This is a genomic window from Burkholderia sp. MS389, assembly GCF_016899425.1.
In the GTDB taxonomy this organism is placed as follows: Bacteria; Pseudomonadota; Gammaproteobacteria; order Burkholderiales; family Burkholderiaceae; genus Burkholderia; species Burkholderia sola.
In genome coordinates this window covers 286,726-302,122 of sequence record NZ_CP045995.1, presented here as the reverse complement: position 1 = coordinate 302,122, position 15,397 = coordinate 286,726, and the positions used below count along the sequence as shown (strand labels likewise).

Genomic DNA, 15,397 nt, shown 5'->3' with positions numbered 1-15,397 from the left:
CTGCCCGCCGCCCGTCGCGCGGGCGGCCCCTTCTCCTCACCGACTTCCTTGAGGCGGCCATCCGGATGGCCGCAGGGGCGAACTCATGCTTTCAACCAGCACACGCGGCACGGCACCGGCCGTTCCACCCGCCGCCGGCCCGCGCGACGCCGTTCCCGCGCTGCCGGTCAGCCGCCTGCAGCCGCTCGCCGGCATGCTGCGCTGGATCGTCGTCGCGGTACTGACCGTCGCGGTCGCGCTGCCGCTCGGCTTCATCCTGTTCCAGAGCCTGCTGTCCGCGCCGTTCTTCGACGCGAACAAGACGCTCGGCATCGACGGCTTCCGCTTCATCTTCAGCGATCCCGACTTCTGGTCGGCCGTGAAGAACTCGTTCATCATCGCCGGCGGGATGCTGTTCATCTCGATCCCGCTCGGCGGCATCCTCGCGTTCCTGATGGTGCGCACCGACCTGCCCGGCCGCCGCTGGCTCGAACCGCTGCTGCTCACGCCGGTGTTCGTGTCGCCGATGGTGCTCGCGTTCGGCTACGTGGTCGCGGCCGGCCCGGTCGGCTTCTACTCGGTGTGGTTCAAGGAACTGTTCGGGGTGCAGAACGTGCCCTGGAACGTGTATTCGATCTTCGCGATCACGGTGATCGTCGGCCTCACGCACGTGCCGCACGTGTACCTGTATTCGTCGGCCGCGCTGCGCAACCTCGGCTCGGACGTCGAGGAAGCGGCGCGCGTGACGGGCGCCCGCCCGTTCCGCGTCGCGCTCGACGTGAGCCTGCCGATGACGATGCCCGCGCTGCTGTTCGCCGGCGTGCTGGTGTTCTTCCTCGGCTTCGAGGTGTTCGGGCTGCCGCTCGTGCTCGGCGACCCGGAAGGCCACCTCGTGCTCGCGACCTACCTGTACAAGCTGACCAACAAGCTCGGCGTGCCGTCGTATCACCTGATGGCCGCGGTCGCCGTGTGCATCGTCGCGATCACGTTCCCGCTCGTGCTGCTGCAGCGCCGCCTGCTGAAGACCGCGAGCCGCTTCGTCACCGTGAAGGGCAAGGCCGGCCGCGCGACGGTGCTGCCGCTCGGCGTGTGGCGTTGGGTCGCGCTCGCGATCGTCGCGCTGTGGCTGATGCTGACCGTGATCGTGCCGATCTCGGGCATCGTGCTGCGCGCGTTCGTGACCAACTGGGGCGAAGGCGTCGCGCTCGCCGAGGTACTGACGCTGTCGAACTTCATCGAGCTGTTCGAGCAGGACAACCTGGTGCGCGCGATCGTCAACACGCTTGGCATCGGCGTGATCGGCGGCGCGCTCGCGATCGGCTTCTACTCGCTCGTCGCGTTCGCCGGCCACCGTCGCCCCGACTGGGCGACCAGGCTGCTCGACTACCTCGTGCTGCTGCCGCGCGCGGTGCCGGGCCTGCTCGCCGGTCTCGCGTTCCTGTGGATTTTCCTGTTCGTGCCCGGCCTGCGCGAACTGAAGAACTCGATGTGGAGCATCTGGATCGCGTACACGGTCGTGTGGCTCGCGTACGGGATGCGGCTGATCCAGAGCGCGCTGCTGCAGGTCGGCCCCGAGCTGGAAGAAGCCGGCCGCAGCGTCGGCGCGACGCGCAGCCGCGTGTCGCTCGACGTGACGCTGCCGCTCGTGCGCTTCGGCCTGCTCGCCGCGTGGCTGCTGATCTTCATGATCTTCGAGCGCGAATACTCGACCGCCGTCTACCTGCTGTCGCCCGGCACCGAAGTGATCGGCGCGCTGCTCGTGTCGCTGTGGGCGACCGGCGCCGTCGACCAGGTCGCCGCGCTCTCTGTCATCAACATCGCGATGGTCGGCGCCGGTCTCGGCGTGGCCCTGCGCTTCGGAGTGAAACTTCATGGATAAGCTCATCGTCGACGATCTGCACCTCAGCTACGGCGCCAACCCGATCCTCAAGGGCGTGTCGTTCGAACTGAAGGCCGGCGAAGTCGTGTGCCTGCTCGGCGCGTCGGGCAGCGGCAAGACCACGCTGCTGCGCGCGGTGGCCGGCCTCGAACAGCCGTCCGACGGACGCATCCAGCTCGACGAGCGCGTGTTCTTCGACGGCGCGCAACGCATCGACCTGCCCGTCGAACAGCGTTCGCTCGGCCTCGTGTTCCAGTCGTACGCGCTGTGGCCGCACCGCACCGTCGCCGACAACGTCGGCTACGGCCTCAAGCTGCGCCGCGTCGCGCCGGCCGAACAGAAGCAGCGCGTGCAGACCGCGCTCGACCAGCTCGGCCTCGGCCATCTCGCCGAGCGCTTTCCGCATCAGCTGTCGGGCGGCCAGCAGCAACGTGTCGCGATCGCCCGCGCGCTCGTCTACAACCCGCCGGTGATCCTGCTCGACGAGCCGCTGTCGAACCTCGACGCGAAGCTGCGCGAGGAGGCGCGTGCGTGGCTGCGCGAGCTGATCGTGTCGCTCGGGCTGTCGGCCCTGTGCGTGACGCACGACCAGACCGAAGCGATGGCGATGTCCGACCGCATCCTGCTGCTGCGCAACGGCCGCATCGAGCAGGAAGGCACGCCGGCCGAGCTGTACGGTGCGCCGCGCTCGCTGTACACGGCCGAGTTCATGGGCAGCAACAACCGCATCGACGCGCGCGTCGCCGCGATCGACGGCGAATGCGTGACGCTCGCCGGCGACGGCTGGGAGTTGCAAGCGCTTGCCCGCGACACGCTCGCGCCGGGCCAGGACGCCCAGGCCGTGATCCGTCTCGAACGCGTGCAGGTCGCCGACGGCCCGGGCGCGAACCGGCTGCAGGCCGACCTCGTCACGTCGATGTATCTCGGCGACCGATGGGAATACCTGTTCCATTGCGGCGACATGCGCCTGCGTGCGTTCGGCCATGTGCCGCGCGCGGCCGGCAAGCACTGGATCGAATTCCCGACCAACGACTGCTGGGCGTTCGCGAAAGCGGGCTGACCCGATCGCGGCGGCTCGCGCGCCGCCGCGCTGGCAGTCGAGCGCGTATCCCTTTGCGACTCGCATCGACGGACGCTTCATCGCGTCCGCCGATGGCGCGCTGCGTGCCCGTTTTCCGTTTCACCCCGCCTAAAACAACCCAGGAGACACCGTCAAAATGAAGTCACGCGCAGAACGTTCTATTCGAGCAGTAGTCCTCACCGGTTCGGCTGCAGCCGCCTGTCTCGCCGCGCCGGTCGCGCACGCGCAGTCGTCGGTCACGATATACGGGATCATGGACGCCGGCATCGAATTCGCGAACCATGCGGCACCGGAAGGCGGCAATTCGATCAAGCTGAAGTCGGGCAACAAGAACACGTCGCGCTGGGGCTTGCGCGGCGTCGAGGATCTCGGCGGCGGGTTGAAGGCCGTGTTCCGGCTCGAAAGCGGCATCGATCTCGCGAACGGTGCGTCCGACGACGGCCCGGACTCGATCTTCGCGCGCCGCGCGACGGTCGGCCTGAAAAGCAAATGGGGCGAGCTGACGCTTGGCCGCAACTTCACCGTCACGTACGACTACATGATGCCGTTCGACCCGATGGGTTACTCGCAGAACTATTCGTGGGCCTCGTCGTCGATGGCGACGGGCGGCCGCAAGGACGGCATGTTCACGCGCTCGTCGAACGCCGTGCGCTACGACGGCGAATTCAGCGGCTTCAAGTTCGGCGCGCTGTACGGTTTCGGCAACGTGCCGGGCAGCGTGAAGACCAGCTCCAAGTACGATTTCGCGATCGGTTACGAGACGGGGCCGTTCGCCGCCGTCGTCACGTTCGACCGGCAGAACGGTGCGGCCGACAGCGTCACGCCGGCCGATACCGTCAACTACATTCAAGGCATCCACGCGGGCCTGAGCTACGACTTCGGCAACCTGAAAACGATGGCCGGATACCGCAATTACAAGCGCACGTTCCGCACCACGGCGGCGAACCAGTTGAGCGACATGGTTTGGCTCGGCGGGTCGTACCAGTTCACGCCGACGTTCTCGCTGATCGCGGCCGTCTATCACCAGAACATCAAGGGCGGCACGGATGCCGACCCGACACTGGTGTCGGTGCGCGCGCAGTACGCGTTGTCGAAGCGCACGGTGCTGTATGCGGCCGGGGCGTTCGCGATCGCGAAACACGACCAGAAAGTCGGCGTGTCGCGCGATTTCAACGGGTATGGCACCACGCAGGTCGGGGTCACGGCGGGGATTCAGCAGCGGTTTTGAAGCTGACGTGACGAGCGGCAGCGGGTGATCGGCCGCCCCGCCTGCTTTCACGCTACGCGCGGCGGCATGACGGCGAATGGCCCGATGCCGCCGCGCAACCCGGCGCTCAGGCCACATCCGGCCCGCCACGTGGCGATCCGCCGTTCACTCGCCACGCATCGTGAACACCGGACGCACGACGCTGCTCGAATCGCTCCAGTGTTCGCCAACGGCCGACAACGGCACGGTGCGCGTGTCGATCGTAAGGCCCGCCTCCCCGGCCGCGTCGAATACGCCGCGCACCGACGCCAGCAAGCGCGGCAGCGACACGCTGCCGATCCCGCTGCCCATCAGTTCGATCGCGGTCGCCCGCAGCACGGCGCCGGGCACCAGCAAGTCCGCGCCGCCGATCGAGCCGATCTGCACGAAACGCAGCCGCCGCCCGCCCGGTGTCGCTTTCGCGGCGGCGCCCAGCAGCGTCCGCGCGCTGGCGCCCCACAGATAATCGAGCACGACATCCACGCCCGCGCGGAAATGCGGTTCGAGCGCCCGCGCCAGATCGGCGTCGTCCTGCTGCAGCGACACGACGGCATCCGCGCCGGCCTTCAGCAACGCCTGCAACGCGGCCGCGTTGCGGCCCGTCGCGATCACCTTCGCCGCACCGAGATGCTTCGCGATCCGCACCGCGAGCCGCCCCGACGTGCCCGTTGCGCCGTTGACGAGCACCGTCTCGCCCGCGACGAACCGCGCGCGTTCGGTCAGCGCCGCCCACGACGACATCCCCGGAATCGCGATCGCCGCGGCGGTGACATCGTCAAGCGTGTCCGGCAGCGGCACGCACTGCGTATCGGGCACGATCGTGCGTTCGGCCATCGCGCCGAACGGCGTGGGTGCACCGAAGAAGTAGACGCGCCGACCGTCGTCGAGACGCCCCACGCCGTCGACACCGACGACGAACGGATAACCGCCAACGGAGGAGTAATGCGTGCCCGCGGCGCGCCCCTGCGCGATGCGGCTCAGCGCGGACGCCGTCACGTCAATCAGGCTGTGGCCCGGCATCGCGCGCGGCGGTTCGAACTCGGTATAAACCGGACGCTGTCCGGCGCCTTCAACGACTGCTGCTTTCATGGTGGTTCCTTCAATCCTGGACGGTGGGCCCTTACCGGGCATCGAGCCACGCGCGCAGCGCGGGATCGCGTACTTCCAGTACGTCGAACAGGCCGAGCGCACGCAGTGCAGGCAACGCGTCGATCGCATCGGCCTCCGCGCGCGCCCTCTCCGCCGGCGCGGCGTTCGGATCGGTCAACACACGCGCGTTGACCAGAAACGCGCCAACGGTCCCCTTGCGGATCGTCGTTCCGCCGGCATCGATTTGGTTGGCATGGTCGGGAAGCATCTGTTCGGCTCGCATCGCGTCTTACTCCGGTTGTCATCGATGGACGCAGTGTAGGCGTGCGAAACCGGCCGATCTCCGGTATAACGGCCATTCGATACCGATATCCGGCCATGTCCGATCCACTCCTGCCCGCCCGCTTCGTCACGTCCGACGACGGCCCGTTCGTGGTCGCCGCCGTCCTGTCGCAACGCGACCCGCGCATCACCGCGCCGCATTCGCATGCGCGCGGCCAGCTCGTCGGCGCGCTGAGTGGGCTGGTGACGATCGGCCTCGACGACCAGGAATGGGTCGTGCCGGCGATCCACGCGATCTGGATTCCGCCGCATTGCCGGCATTCGCTGCGCTCGTTCGGGCCGATTTCGGGCTGGTCGGCGTTCGTCGCCGAAGCCCGCTGCGCGACGCTGCCGGCGACGCCGCGCGCGATCCGCACGACGCCGCTGCTGCGCGAAGCCGTGCAGCGCGCCGCAAGCTGGGGCGACTCGGAACTGGATGCCGCGCAGACCCGGATCGCCGACGTGATCCTTGACGAAATCGCGGCATCGGAAGCCGAGGCGCTGGGGCTGGTCCGTCCGCGGGACCCGCGGCTCGTGAAGATCACCGATGCGCTGGCCGCGGATCTCGCGAACGACCGGCGGCTGGAGGAATGGGCCGAATGGGCCGGCATCGGCGCACGGACGATGAGCCGCCGCTTCGTCGCCGAGACGGGGCTGACGTTCGCGCAGTGGCGTCAGCAGGCGAGGTTGCTGCGAGCGCTGGAGCGCATCGCCGACGGCGTGCCGGTGACGACGATCGCGCTCGATCTCGGGTACGACAACGTGAGCGCGTTCATCGACATGTTCCGGCGTGCGCTGGGGACGACGCCGGGGAAGTATATGGAGACGGGAAGGCGAGCGGAGGAATAGATACGGCCATGCGCGTGCATGAAGCCGCACGGCGAACGGCCGGCGGTCAGCGGACAAAAACCGCCCGCCACTACGTCAATACGTGCCGTCGCCCTTCTTCACGACATCGCCGCCGTTCCCCTTGAACTGCGCGGCAAGCCGCTCCGCGCTCCGTGCCAGCAGCGTCGTATCGACGCCGACCGCGACGAACAACGCACCCGCTTCCAGATAGCGCCGCGCAGCCGCTTCATCCGCGCTCAGGATGCCCGGCGCCTTGCCGGCCGCCTTGATCGCGCGGATCGCGCCATCGATCGCGGCCTGCACGTCCGGGTGCCCGGGGTGGCCGAGATGGCCGAGATCGGCCGCGAGATCGGCCGGGCCAATGAACACACCATCGACGCCGTCGACCCGCGCAATCGCATCGATCGCGTCCAGCCCCGCGCGCGTCTCGACCTGCACGAGCACGGCCATCTCGTCGTTCGCGCGATGCAGGTACGCGCCGACGCGATTCCACCGCGACGCGCGCGCGAGCGCGCTACCGACGCCGCGCATCCCGTGCGGCGGGTAACGCGTCGCGGCCACCGCCGCACGCGCTTCGTCGGCGCTCTGCACCATCGGCACGAGCAGCGTCTGCGCGCCGAGATCGAGCACCTGCTTGACGATCACCGGATCGTTCCACGGCACGCGCACGACCGGATGCGACGGATACGGCGCGATCGCCTGCAGTTGCGCGAGGATCGTCGGCACCGTGTTCGGCGCATGCTCGCCGTCGATCAGCAGCCAGTCGAAACCGGCACCCGCGACCACTTCGGCGCTGTACGGATTCGCGAGACCGAGCCACAGGCCGATCTGCGCGTCGCCGCGTGCGAGCGCGGCCTTGAAGACATTCGACGGCATCTGCATCGTTCGCTCACCTCACTCGAAGTAGCACTGGATCGTCCCGAGCGGGCCGTAGTCGACGCTGAACGTATCGCCCGAACGCGCCGCGCACGGCCGCGTAAACGATCCGCCGAGCACGATCTGCCCCGGCTCCAGCGCGACGTCGAAGCGCGACAGCCGGTTCGCGAGCCATGCGACGCCGTTCGCCGGATGGTTCAGCACGCCGGCGGCGACCCCGGTTTCCTCGACCACGCCGTTGCGCGACATGATCGCCGCGACCCAGCGCAAATCGACGTCCTGCGGGCGCACCGGCCGGCCGCCGATCACGACGCCCGCGTTCGCCGCGTTGTCGGCGATCGTGTCGAACACCTTGCGCGGCCGTTTCGTGTCGGGGTCGATCGACTGGCTGCGCGCGTCGATGATCTCGAGCGCCGGCACGACGTAATCGACCGCGTCGTACACGTCGAAGATCGTGCAGTTCGGGCCGGTGAGCCGCTTGCCGAGCACGAACGCGAGCTCGACCTCGACGCGCGGCACGATGAAGCGGCCGGTCGGGATCGTGCCGCCGTCTTCGAAGAACATGTCGTCGAGCAGCGCGCCGTAGTCGGGTTCGTCGATCTGCGACGTGTTCTGCATCGCCTTCGACGTCAGGCCGATCTTGTGCCCCTTCAGCGTACGGCCTTCCGCGAGCTTGAGGGTCACCCACGCGCGCTGGATCGCATACGCGTCGTCGATCGTGATGTCGGGATGGTCCAGCGAGATCTGGCGGATCTGCGTGCGCGCACGCTCGGCGTCGTGCAGACGGTGCGCGAGCTGGTCGATGATGGCGGGTTCGAGCATGATCGGATCGGGAATGGGGTTCAGCCGGCCCGCTTGTAGCGGGCGTGGATGTTGTTGTGCTTGTACGAGCCGCTTTCGCTGAACTCGGTCAGTTCCATCGACAGCGCGAGATAGCGTTTCGCGTACAACTCGGCGAAATGGGCCTTGATCGCGTCGAAGAGCGCGTCGCACGCGGCTTGCTTCGTTTCGTCGCTGCGGCCCGCGCCGATCTTCAGCGTCACGTGGACGAACGCGTCGTCCTCCGTGCCGTCGGCGACGCAGTAGTCGTGCAGCTCGATCGCGCGCGAACGGATGCCGCCGGTCGGGAACACGCCGCCCTGCGCGATCAGCGTCGCGTTGATCGTGCGCAGCAGCGCGGGAATGCGCGCGTCGTCGCGGATGTTCGCGGTGTATTCGACGACGATGTGTGGCATGGCAACGCTCCTGATAGGTATGCGGCGCTCAGGCGAGCGGGAAGATCGCGTTGATCTGCCCGGTGCCCGAGCTCGCGAAATAGTCGGTGACGATCTCGACGGGCTGGTCGTAACGATCCCAGCCGAGCAGCCCGAGCAGCATCGCCGTGTCGTGCATCCCGCCTTCGCCGTGGCAATGCACGTTGTACTCGGGCAGCATCGCGCAGAAGGTCTTGAAATCGCCCTGCTTCCACAGCTCGACCACGCGCAGGTCGACCTGCCGGAAGAATTCGCGGCTGATCTGGTGGATCGATTCCTCGGGGCTGCCGTTGTCGTTGAAACGGTGCGACAGCGAGCCACTCGCGAGGAACGCGACGTTCGAATCGCTCTTCTCGATCGCCTCGAGCAGCGCCTCGCCGAAGCGCCGGCTTTCGTCGAGCGTGTGCCACATGCACCAGCCGGCGATCGACACGACCTTGAAGTGCTGGTCGCCGTTCATGTAGCGCATCGGCACGAGCGTGCCGTATTCGAGCTCGAGGCTGTCGATCTCGTGCGCACGCGTCGCGACGCCGCGCTCGGTGGCCGTTTCCGCGATCAGCCGCCCGAGCGCCGGGTTGCCCGGATACGCGTACTGCATGTCGCGGATGAAATGCGGCAGCTCGTTGCTCGTATAGGTGCCCGCGAACCGCGCATTGCAGTTCACGTGATAGCCCGCGTTGACGAGCCAGTGCACGTCCGACACGACGATCGTGTCGACGCCGAGCGCGCGGCAGCGCTCGCCGATCAGCCGGTGGCCGCGGATCGCCGCTTCACGGCAGCCGTGATGCTTGCCGGGCAATTCCGACAGGTACATCGACGGCACGTGCGTGATCTTCGCGGCGAGGGACAGTTTGCCCATCGTTCAAGTCTCCGTATGGTTCTTTGCGGCGAATCGCTACGCGCCCGTTACACGCCCCAGCGCGGGACGTGATGCGAACCCATCGAGATGCACACGTTCTTGATCTCCGCGAACACCTCGAAACTGTACTCGCCGCCCTCGCGCCCGGTGCCCGATTCCTTCACGCCGCCGAACGGCTGGCGCAGGTCGCGCACGTTCTGGCTGTTCACGAACACCATCCCGGCCTCGATGCCGCGCGCGAGCCGATGCACCTTGCCGACGTCCTGCGTCCAGATGTACGACGCGAGGCCGTACGCCGTATCGTTCGCGAGCCGCAGCCCTTCGTCTTCGTCGTCGAACGGGATGATGCACGCGACCGGCCCGAAGATCTCTTCCTGCGCGATGCGCATCCGGTTGTCGACGTCGGCGAACACGGTCGGCCGCACGAAGTTGCCGTTGCGCAGATGATCGGGCAGCCCGGCCGGCTTGTCCGCGCCGCCCGCGACCACGCGCGCGCCTTCCTGCTCGCCGATGCGGATATAGCCCGTCACCTTTTCCCAGTGCTGGCGCGTGATCATCGCGCCGAGATTCGTGCCCGGATCGGCCGGATCGCCGACCACCAGGTTGTTCGCGCGGCGCGCGAATTCCTGCACGAAGCGGTCGTAGATCGTGCGCTGCACGAAGATCCGCGAGCCCGCGGTGCAACGTTCGCCGTTGATCGAGAAGATCGTGAATAGCGACGCGTCGAGCGCGCGGTCGAAATCGGCGTCGTCGAAGATCAGCACCGGCGACTTGCCGCCGAGCTCCATCGAATACTTCTTGAGGCCCGCGCGCTCCATGATCCGCTTGCCGGTGACCGTGCCGCCGGTAAACGACACCGCGCGCACGTCAGGATGCCGCACGAGCGCGTCGCCGGCCGTCGCGCCGTAACCCTGCACGACGTTCAGCACACCGGGCGGAATGCCGGCTTCGAGCGCGAGCCGGCCGAGCTGGTCGGCCGTCAGCGGCGACAGCTCCGACATCTTCAGCACGGCCGTGTTGCCGAGCGCGAGACATGGCGCCGTTTTCCACGTGGCCGTCATGAACGGCACGTTCCACGGCGACACCAGCGCACACACGCCGACCGGCTGGTACAGCGTGTAGTTCAGCATCTGGTCGTCGACCGGATAGGTGCGGCCGTTCATCTGCACGCACACTTCCGCGAAGAAGTTGAAGTTCTCGGACGCGCGCGGAATCAGCTGCTTGCTCGTCTGCGCAATCGGCAGCCCGGTGTCCTGCGTCTCCAGCGCCGCGAGCATCGGCACGTTCTTCTCGATCAGCTCGCCGAGCTTGCGCATCAGCTTCGCGCGCGCCTTCGCCGGCGTGTTCGCCCATTTCGGGAACGCATCTTTCGCCGCGCGCACGGCCGCGTCGACCTCGGCCTCGCCGCCCGATGCGACGTCGGTGATGACGTCGCCCGTCGCCGGGTTCAGCGTCGTGAAAGTGTCGCGGCTCTCCACTTCGCGGCCGCCGATCCAGTGCTTGATGGTCATGTGCTCTCCTTCCTTGGCGACGGCCTCAGCCGGCGCGATAGTAGTCCGCTTCGCCGACGATCGTGTTCACGAGCCGGCCGATTCCTTCGATTTCGGTCACGACCTCGTCGCCCGGCTGCGTGTCCGCCAGCCCCTCGGGCGTGCCGGTCAGGATCAGGTCGCCCGGCGAGAGCGTCATGAAGCTGCTGATGTGCTCGATCAGCGCCGGCACGTCGAACACCATGTCGCGCGTGCTGCCGCGTTGCGTCTCGCGGCCGTTCACGGTCGTGCGCAGCGTCAGGTCGGCAGCGTCGCCGATCTCGTCGCGGCTGACGAACCACGGCCCGAGCGGCGTGCAGGTGTCGCGGTTCTTCACGCGCAGGTTCGGGCGGTAGTAGTTTTCGAGGTAATCGCGGATCGCGTAGTCGTTCGCGACCGTATAGCCGGCCACGTAGTCGATCGCCTGCGCGCGGCTCACGTGACGCGCCGGGCGGCCAATCACGACGGCCAGTTCGCACTCGTAGTGCATGTGCGTGGCGTCCGCCGGGCGCACGGTCAGCGACCGGTGACCGACGAACGTGTTCGGCCCCTTCAGGAAGATCAGCGGCTCGCTCGGCGCGTTGAACGCGAGTTCCTTCGCATGGTCGGCGTAGTTCAGGCCGAGCGCGAACGTCGTGCGCGGCGCGACGGGCGGCAGCCACACCACGGCATCCTCCGCCACCACGCGCCCCGTATCGATGCGGATCGCGCCGTCGCCGGCCGGTTCGGCCGCATGCAGTGCGCCGTTGTAGATCACGCGCGCCGTCTTCATCGTGCTTCCTCCGCCATCAGCGTATGCCGCAGCGTGCCGATGCCGGCCGCGGCGATCTCGATCGTACTGCCCGCGCGGGCATGCGGTGCGCCGCCCGCGACGCCGAGCAGCAGCACGTCGCCCGCGTCGAACGACATGAAGGCCGTCACGTCGGCGATCAGCTCGCGCACCGGGCGAATCAGCGTCGCGGTCGACGCGGACGCAGCCACCTTGCCGTCGATCCGCACCGTCAGCCCGATCGCGTCGACATCGGCGAGCGCGGCGGCCGGCACGATCGCCGGGCCGAGCGGGCAGAAGCCGTCACGGCACTTGAAGCGCACGGCCGGACGGTAGTAATCGGGGTGCGGCACCGATACGTCGCTCGCGAGCGTGAAGCCGTGCACGTAGTCGAGCGCCCGCGCGGCCGCGACGCGCGTCGCGCGCCGCGCGAACACGACGGCCACCGACGCACCGATTTCCAGCGCGTCGACGCCGGCCGGCACGACGACGGCGGCGCCATCGGCCGCATGCGTGTTGGCCGATTTGATGTACAGGACCGGCGCCTGCGGCGGACGGCCGTAAGGCGGTGCGTTCACGGCGTCGCCGAGTGCGGCGAGCGCCCCGCGCTCGTTGAGCAGCGCGCCGTAGACGGTACCGATGGCGACCGGCAACGGCGGCGCCGCGGCGGTCGTGCAAGACAGCTCCATGCGTCATTCCCCTGCCGCGCGTCGCGGCGCATCATCAATAGTTAATATCTTAAGTAAACAATCGGGCGCTGACAACCTCGATTACCCTGATACGCGAAATTCATCAGCTTCGGCTGTTAAGATTGATGCGTCCCCGTCCTCTGCTCACCCCGATGAACCGTACGCTCGACCATCGCAACCTGGCCATGCTGCTGCTCGAGGCCCGCGAAACGCTGATGGGCCTGTTTCGCCCCATTCTCAAGGAATTCTCGCTGACCGAACAGCAATGGCGGATCATCCGCGTGCTTGACGGCGAACCGGCGCAGGCGCTCGAAGCCGGGCAGATCGCGAAACGCTGCTGCATCCTGAGCCCGAGCCTGACCGGCGTGCTGGAACGGATGGAGCGCGACGGCCTGATCACGCGCACGCGCGCGCAGGAGGATCAGCGCCGGCTGCTGGTCAGCCTGACGCCGCAAAGCAGGAAACTGGTGACGGAAATCGGTCCGCGCATCGACGAGCAATATCGTCAGCTCGAAGCGCGATTCGGCGAGGACGGCCTCGACGACATCTACCGCGCGCTCGACCGGCTCATCGAGCTCGGCAACCAGGCATGAAGACGGCGCCCGCGCCCGCCATGGGCGGGAACGGGCGCCGGGGCGATGCGACCGGTTAGTGGATCGCGCCGCGCATCAGCTCGGTCACCGCCACGCCGCGCGACGTGCGCATGCACTCCTCGACGTAATCGATGAACGGCAGCGGCTCGAAATCGATTTCGTCGCGCACGCGGCGATTGTCGAACACGCGATCGACCGTCGCGAATTCGCCGCAGCGCTGCAGCGCCCGGCCGATCACGCGCTCGAGCGCCGGATCGGGCCGCCCGAGCACGTCGCGCACGACGAGCGGCAGTTCGGCCGGCGCGCATGCCGCGTAGCGCGGCGCGCCGGTCATCCCCGCCGCCTCGTCCATCGCGCGCACGATCTGCGCGACCTGCGGCGCCTCGTCGCCGGCCGACACATGATAGACGTCGTGCGCGAGCGTCGGCTTGACGGCCAGCAGCATCGTCGCGCGCGCCACGTCGTCCACCGACACGATGTCGATGCGCGTCATCGGCCGCGCGGTGAAGCGACGCGCCGCATGCGCGAGCCGGAACATCCAGAACGAATTCGGCGCGGGCCGCGTACCGAGCACCGTATGGCCGACCACGTGCGACGGCCGCACGACGACGAGCGGCAGTCCGAGCGCGCGCAGGCGCTGCTCCGTCTCCGCCTTCGCGTGCAGATAGTCGGCCGCGAGCACCGCGCCCGGCAGGCCGTCGCCGGCCCGCGGCACGACGTCGTTCCCCGCGCGCTCCGCCTCTTCCTGCACGATCCCGCCGCGGCCCGCATGCGCGTAAGCGGTGCCGACGTACACGAAGCGTTGCAGGCGCGGCGCGCGCGCAAAGCGCTCGGCGAAGCGCACCGCATCGGCGATGTCGGCCCGCAGGTGCGCGCCGTCGGCCGGCGACGCATGGCCCGCGCAATGAATCACGTGCGTCGCGCCGGCCAGGCGCGACGCATCGGCGCCGTGCCACACATCGCCGAGCGCGCCGACGATCACGTTCGCGTCGGTCAGGCGCGACGCCCAGTACGGCGTGAGCCCCGCGCGCAACGCGGCTTCACGCAGCCGCGCGACCGCATGGCCGCGGTCCCGCGCGCGCACGACGCAGGCGATGCGTTCGAGCAGCCCTGCATTGACGAGCGCCGTCAGCACGGTACTGCCGATGAAGCCGGTGGCGCCGGTCAGCACCAGCCGTCCGACGTTCGCCGCCGCGACCGGTGCGCTGGCCGGCGACACGAGGCTCGTCCGCCAGTTGAGCGACAACGCGGTTTTCCAGATCAGCACGATAGTCTCCTTCGAAGAATCGGCCGGGGCGGCGCGGCGCCCGCGGTTGCGGGCGCCGCCCGGCTCGCCGGCCGGGCCGGGGCCGACGCGGGCCCCGGCGGCTCCCGATCGGGCGTGCGGCCTGCGATCGCGTCGATCGCGCTCTGGCACGAGGCGGCGGCAGCCGGCGCGGACGGGCGTCCGCGGCACAGGATCGGGGAAGTTCCCAGTGTGGGGCCCGACCGCATGCAAGTCTGTCCCGAAAGTTTCGTGAAAGTGTGCCGATTTGTACGCGATTGTCGGAGTGTGTCGTGCCGGTCGGCTGATTAAAACGACGAAACGTTCGGTCGGCTGCATTCGACCGGTGCCGAAACGCGCCGATCGACCCGGTCGCGATGGCAGCCGGTGCGCGACAGATCGACGCGGCCGGCGGCCCTGTCATCCCATGTCTGGACCGCGGCGCGTGCCCGACCGGCCACGGCCATCGCCGGTATCGCGCGCCTGTGCTGACGCGTCGGGAATGACCATGAATCGTCAGACGTCCTTTCATCTGGAATCGAAATGGGCTCAATATAAATTTATTGCGGATTATCACTTGCGTTTCACACCAGTCTATCTAGACTGTTCAAGTTCAAACGGTCGAATGTGTCTTTTTTTAAGGAGACGATGCAATGCGCCTCACCATTCGGATTAATGGCAGCGAATCGGCAACCCGGCATTCCTTCGCAGTCTTGTGGGTCGATACCGACGAGGGTCTGTGGTCGCGCGAGGCACATCAGGGCATCGACCTTCCGACCTGGGGCAAGGTCCGCGACATCGAGGGCGCGATGGCGCTCTGTGCAGCCGACAGCGGCAATGCCGTCTGTCAACTGAAGGGGCTGTCGTTCGATGCGATGCGCCGCGAACAGGGCCCCGCGGTGCTCGCCGGCGATCATCCCGACGGCGCATGGCGCCTGCAGGCGGTCGATACCTGCACGACCCAGCCGGAATACCGGGAATTTATTTCCGTTGCCCGCTAGGTATTATTGACATGAATCGTCTGCGGTTTTCGGGTTTATTCCGGCAGTAGTGATATTCATTTCGATATTCAGCATGAATGGCGCCTCCGTTCGAGGCGCTTTTTATTTTCGAGATTAGAG

The 15,397-nt window shown here is 67.9% G+C and carries 16 protein-coding genes; 6 read left to right on the top strand and 10 right to left on the bottom strand.

Annotated elements, in window-relative coordinates:
• The first annotated feature begins 85 nt into the window (after window positions 1–85).
• The 3 genes from GJG85_RS17870 to GJG85_RS17860 all read left to right on the top strand — a co-directional run bounded on the left by GJG85_RS17870 (window position 86) and on the right by GJG85_RS17860 (window position 4,167).
• Window positions 86–1,858 carry an iron ABC transporter permease gene (locus tag GJG85_RS17870; protein ID WP_089489304.1) on the top strand — a complete coding sequence of 591 codons (1,773 nt, stop codon included), beginning with the start codon at window positions 86–88 and terminating at the stop codon, window positions 1,856–1,858.
• Window positions 1,851–2,918 (top strand): ABC transporter ATP-binding protein, encoded by a 1,068-nt coding sequence (locus GJG85_RS17865; RefSeq protein ID WP_050010903.1) that lies wholly within the window; start codon window positions 1,851–1,853, stop codon window positions 2,916–2,918. Before GJG85_RS17870 ends, GJG85_RS17865 begins: the two co-directional genes overlap by 8 nt.
• A 157-nt stretch (window positions 2,919–3,075) precedes the next feature.
• On the top strand, window positions 3,076–4,167 hold the full coding sequence (locus tag GJG85_RS17860) for a porin (RefSeq protein WP_089489303.1): 1,092 nt from the start codon (window positions 3,076–3,078) through the stop codon (window positions 4,165–4,167).
• Window positions 4,168–4,311: 144 nt separating this feature from the next.
• On the opposite strand, the gene GJG85_RS17855 is transcribed toward GJG85_RS17860, so the two are convergent.
• The gene (locus GJG85_RS17855) at window positions 4,312–5,274 is read right to left on the bottom strand and encodes a zinc-binding alcohol dehydrogenase family protein (RefSeq protein WP_089489302.1); all 963 of its coding nucleotides are present in this window, start codon (window positions 5,272–5,274) and stop codon (window positions 4,312–4,314) included.
• Window positions 5,275–5,305: 31 nt separating this feature from the next.
• On the bottom strand, window positions 5,306–5,557 hold the full coding sequence (locus tag GJG85_RS17850) for a hypothetical protein (RefSeq protein WP_050010900.1): 252 nt from the start codon (window positions 5,555–5,557) through the stop codon (window positions 5,306–5,308).
• Between the two features lie 95 nt (window positions 5,558–5,652).
• On the opposite strand from GJG85_RS17850, the gene GJG85_RS17845 reads away from it, so the two are divergent.
• Complete coding sequence (locus tag GJG85_RS17845; protein WP_089489301.1) at window positions 5,653–6,444, top strand: helix-turn-helix transcriptional regulator; 792 nt, start codon at window positions 5,653–5,655, stop codon at window positions 6,442–6,444.
• A gap of 75 nt (window positions 6,445–6,519) precedes the next feature.
• On the opposite strand, the gene hpaI is transcribed toward GJG85_RS17845, so the two are convergent.
• The 7 genes from hpaI to GJG85_RS17810 are packed head-to-tail and all read right to left on the bottom strand — an operon-like array spanning window position 6,520 to window position 12,419.
• Entirely contained in the window at window positions 6,520–7,326 is an 807-nt protein-coding gene (hpaI, locus tag GJG85_RS17840) for a 4-hydroxy-2-oxoheptanedioate aldolase (protein ID WP_089489300.1), read from the bottom strand.
• Window positions 7,327–7,338: 12 nt separating this feature from the next.
• Complete coding sequence (gene hpaH / locus GJG85_RS17835) at window positions 7,339–8,142, bottom strand: 2-oxo-hept-4-ene-1,7-dioate hydratase (protein WP_089489299.1); 804 nt, start codon at window positions 8,140–8,142, stop codon at window positions 7,339–7,341.
• A 20-nt stretch (window positions 8,143–8,162) separates the two neighbouring features.
• Window positions 8,163–8,555 carry a 5-carboxymethyl-2-hydroxymuconate Delta-isomerase gene (locus GJG85_RS17830; RefSeq protein WP_011547838.1) on the bottom strand — a complete coding sequence of 131 codons (393 nt, stop codon included), beginning with the start codon at window positions 8,553–8,555 and terminating at the stop codon, window positions 8,163–8,165.
• Window positions 8,556–8,583: 28 nt separating this feature from the next.
• On the bottom strand, window positions 8,584–9,432 hold the full coding sequence (hpaD, locus tag GJG85_RS17825) for a 3,4-dihydroxyphenylacetate 2,3-dioxygenase (RefSeq protein ID WP_050010896.1): 849 nt from the start codon (window positions 9,430–9,432) through the stop codon (window positions 8,584–8,586).
• 47 nt (window positions 9,433–9,479) lie between these two features.
• Window positions 9,480–10,943, bottom strand: coding sequence for a 5-carboxymethyl-2-hydroxymuconate semialdehyde dehydrogenase (gene hpaE, locus GJG85_RS17820; RefSeq protein ID WP_050010895.1), 1,464 nt, complete (start codon window positions 10,941–10,943; stop codon window positions 9,480–9,482).
• A 25-nt stretch (window positions 10,944–10,968) separates the two neighbouring features.
• Window positions 10,969–11,733, bottom strand: a complete 765-nt coding sequence (locus tag GJG85_RS17815; protein WP_050010894.1) for a fumarylacetoacetate hydrolase family protein — start codon at window positions 11,731–11,733, stop codon at window positions 10,969–10,971.
• Window positions 11,730–12,419 (bottom strand): fumarylacetoacetate hydrolase family protein, encoded by a 690-nt coding sequence (locus tag GJG85_RS17810; RefSeq protein ID WP_050010893.1) that lies wholly within the window; start codon window positions 12,417–12,419, stop codon window positions 11,730–11,732. The genes GJG85_RS17815 and GJG85_RS17810 overlap by 4 nt, the downstream gene beginning before the upstream one ends.
• A 152-nt stretch (window positions 12,420–12,571) precedes the next feature.
• On the opposite strand from GJG85_RS17810, the gene hpaR reads away from it, so the two are divergent.
• On the top strand, window positions 12,572–13,012 hold the full coding sequence (gene hpaR, locus GJG85_RS17805) for a homoprotocatechuate degradation operon regulator HpaR (protein WP_050010892.1): 441 nt from the start codon (window positions 12,572–12,574) through the stop codon (window positions 13,010–13,012).
• 55 nt (window positions 13,013–13,067) lie between these two features.
• Here hpaR and GJG85_RS17800 read toward each other — a convergent pair whose 3' ends face one another.
• Entirely contained in the window at window positions 13,068–14,279 is a 1,212-nt protein-coding gene (locus GJG85_RS17800; protein ID WP_050010891.1) for an SDR family oxidoreductase, read from the bottom strand.
• 650 nt (window positions 14,280–14,929) lie between these two features.
• On the opposite strand from GJG85_RS17800, the gene GJG85_RS17795 reads away from it, so the two are divergent.
• Window positions 14,930–15,277 (top strand): DUF3564 family protein, encoded by a 348-nt coding sequence (locus GJG85_RS17795; protein WP_050010890.1) that lies wholly within the window; start codon window positions 14,930–14,932, stop codon window positions 15,275–15,277.
• Window positions 15,278–15,397 lie beyond the last annotated feature (120 nt).

What these genes read in the sequence shown, in the direction of transcription:
- hpaH (WP_089489299.1), bottom strand. Translation starts at nt 8,142, where the DNA reads ATGCTCGAACCCGCCATCATCGACCAGCTCGCGCACCGTCTGCACGAC.
- hpaD (WP_050010896.1), bottom strand. Translation starts at nt 9,432, where the DNA reads ATGGGCAAACTGTCCCTCGCCGCGAAGATCACGCACGTGCCGTCGATG.
- GJG85_RS17855 (WP_089489302.1), bottom strand. Translation starts at nt 5,274, where the DNA reads ATGAAAGCAGCAGTCGTTGAAGGCGCCGGACAGCGTCCGGTTTATACC.
- GJG85_RS17795 (WP_050010890.1), top strand. Translation starts at nt 14,930, where the DNA reads ATGCGCCTCACCATTCGGATTAATGGCAGCGAATCGGCAACCCGGCAT.
- GJG85_RS17860 (WP_089489303.1), top strand. Translation starts at nt 3,076, where the DNA reads ATGAAGTCACGCGCAGAACGTTCTATTCGAGCAGTAGTCCTCACCGGT.
- hpaR (WP_050010892.1), top strand. Translation starts at nt 12,572, where the DNA reads ATGAACCGTACGCTCGACCATCGCAACCTGGCCATGCTGCTGCTCGAG.
- GJG85_RS17830 (WP_011547838.1), bottom strand. Translation starts at nt 8,555, where the DNA reads ATGCCACACATCGTCGTCGAATACACCGCGAACATCCGCGACGACGCG.
- GJG85_RS17845 (WP_089489301.1), top strand. Translation starts at nt 5,653, where the DNA reads ATGTCCGATCCACTCCTGCCCGCCCGCTTCGTCACGTCCGACGACGGC.
- GJG85_RS17850 (WP_050010900.1), bottom strand. Translation starts at nt 5,557, where the DNA reads ATGCGAGCCGAACAGATGCTTCCCGACCATGCCAACCAAATCGATGCC.
- GJG85_RS17870 (WP_089489304.1), top strand. Translation starts at nt 86, where the DNA reads ATGCTTTCAACCAGCACACGCGGCACGGCACCGGCCGTTCCACCCGCC.
- GJG85_RS17865 (WP_050010903.1), top strand. Translation starts at nt 1,851, where the DNA reads ATGGATAAGCTCATCGTCGACGATCTGCACCTCAGCTACGGCGCCAAC.
- hpaE (WP_050010895.1), bottom strand. Translation starts at nt 10,943, where the DNA reads ATGACCATCAAGCACTGGATCGGCGGCCGCGAAGTGGAGAGCCGCGAC.
- GJG85_RS17810 (WP_050010893.1), bottom strand. Translation starts at nt 12,419, where the DNA reads ATGGAGCTGTCTTGCACGACCGCCGCGGCGCCGCCGTTGCCGGTCGCC.
- hpaI (WP_089489300.1), bottom strand. Translation starts at nt 7,326, where the DNA reads ATGCAGATGCCGTCGAATGTCTTCAAGGCCGCGCTCGCACGCGGCGAC.
- GJG85_RS17815 (WP_050010894.1), bottom strand. Translation starts at nt 11,733, where the DNA reads ATGAAGACGGCGCGCGTGATCTACAACGGCGCACTGCATGCGGCCGAA.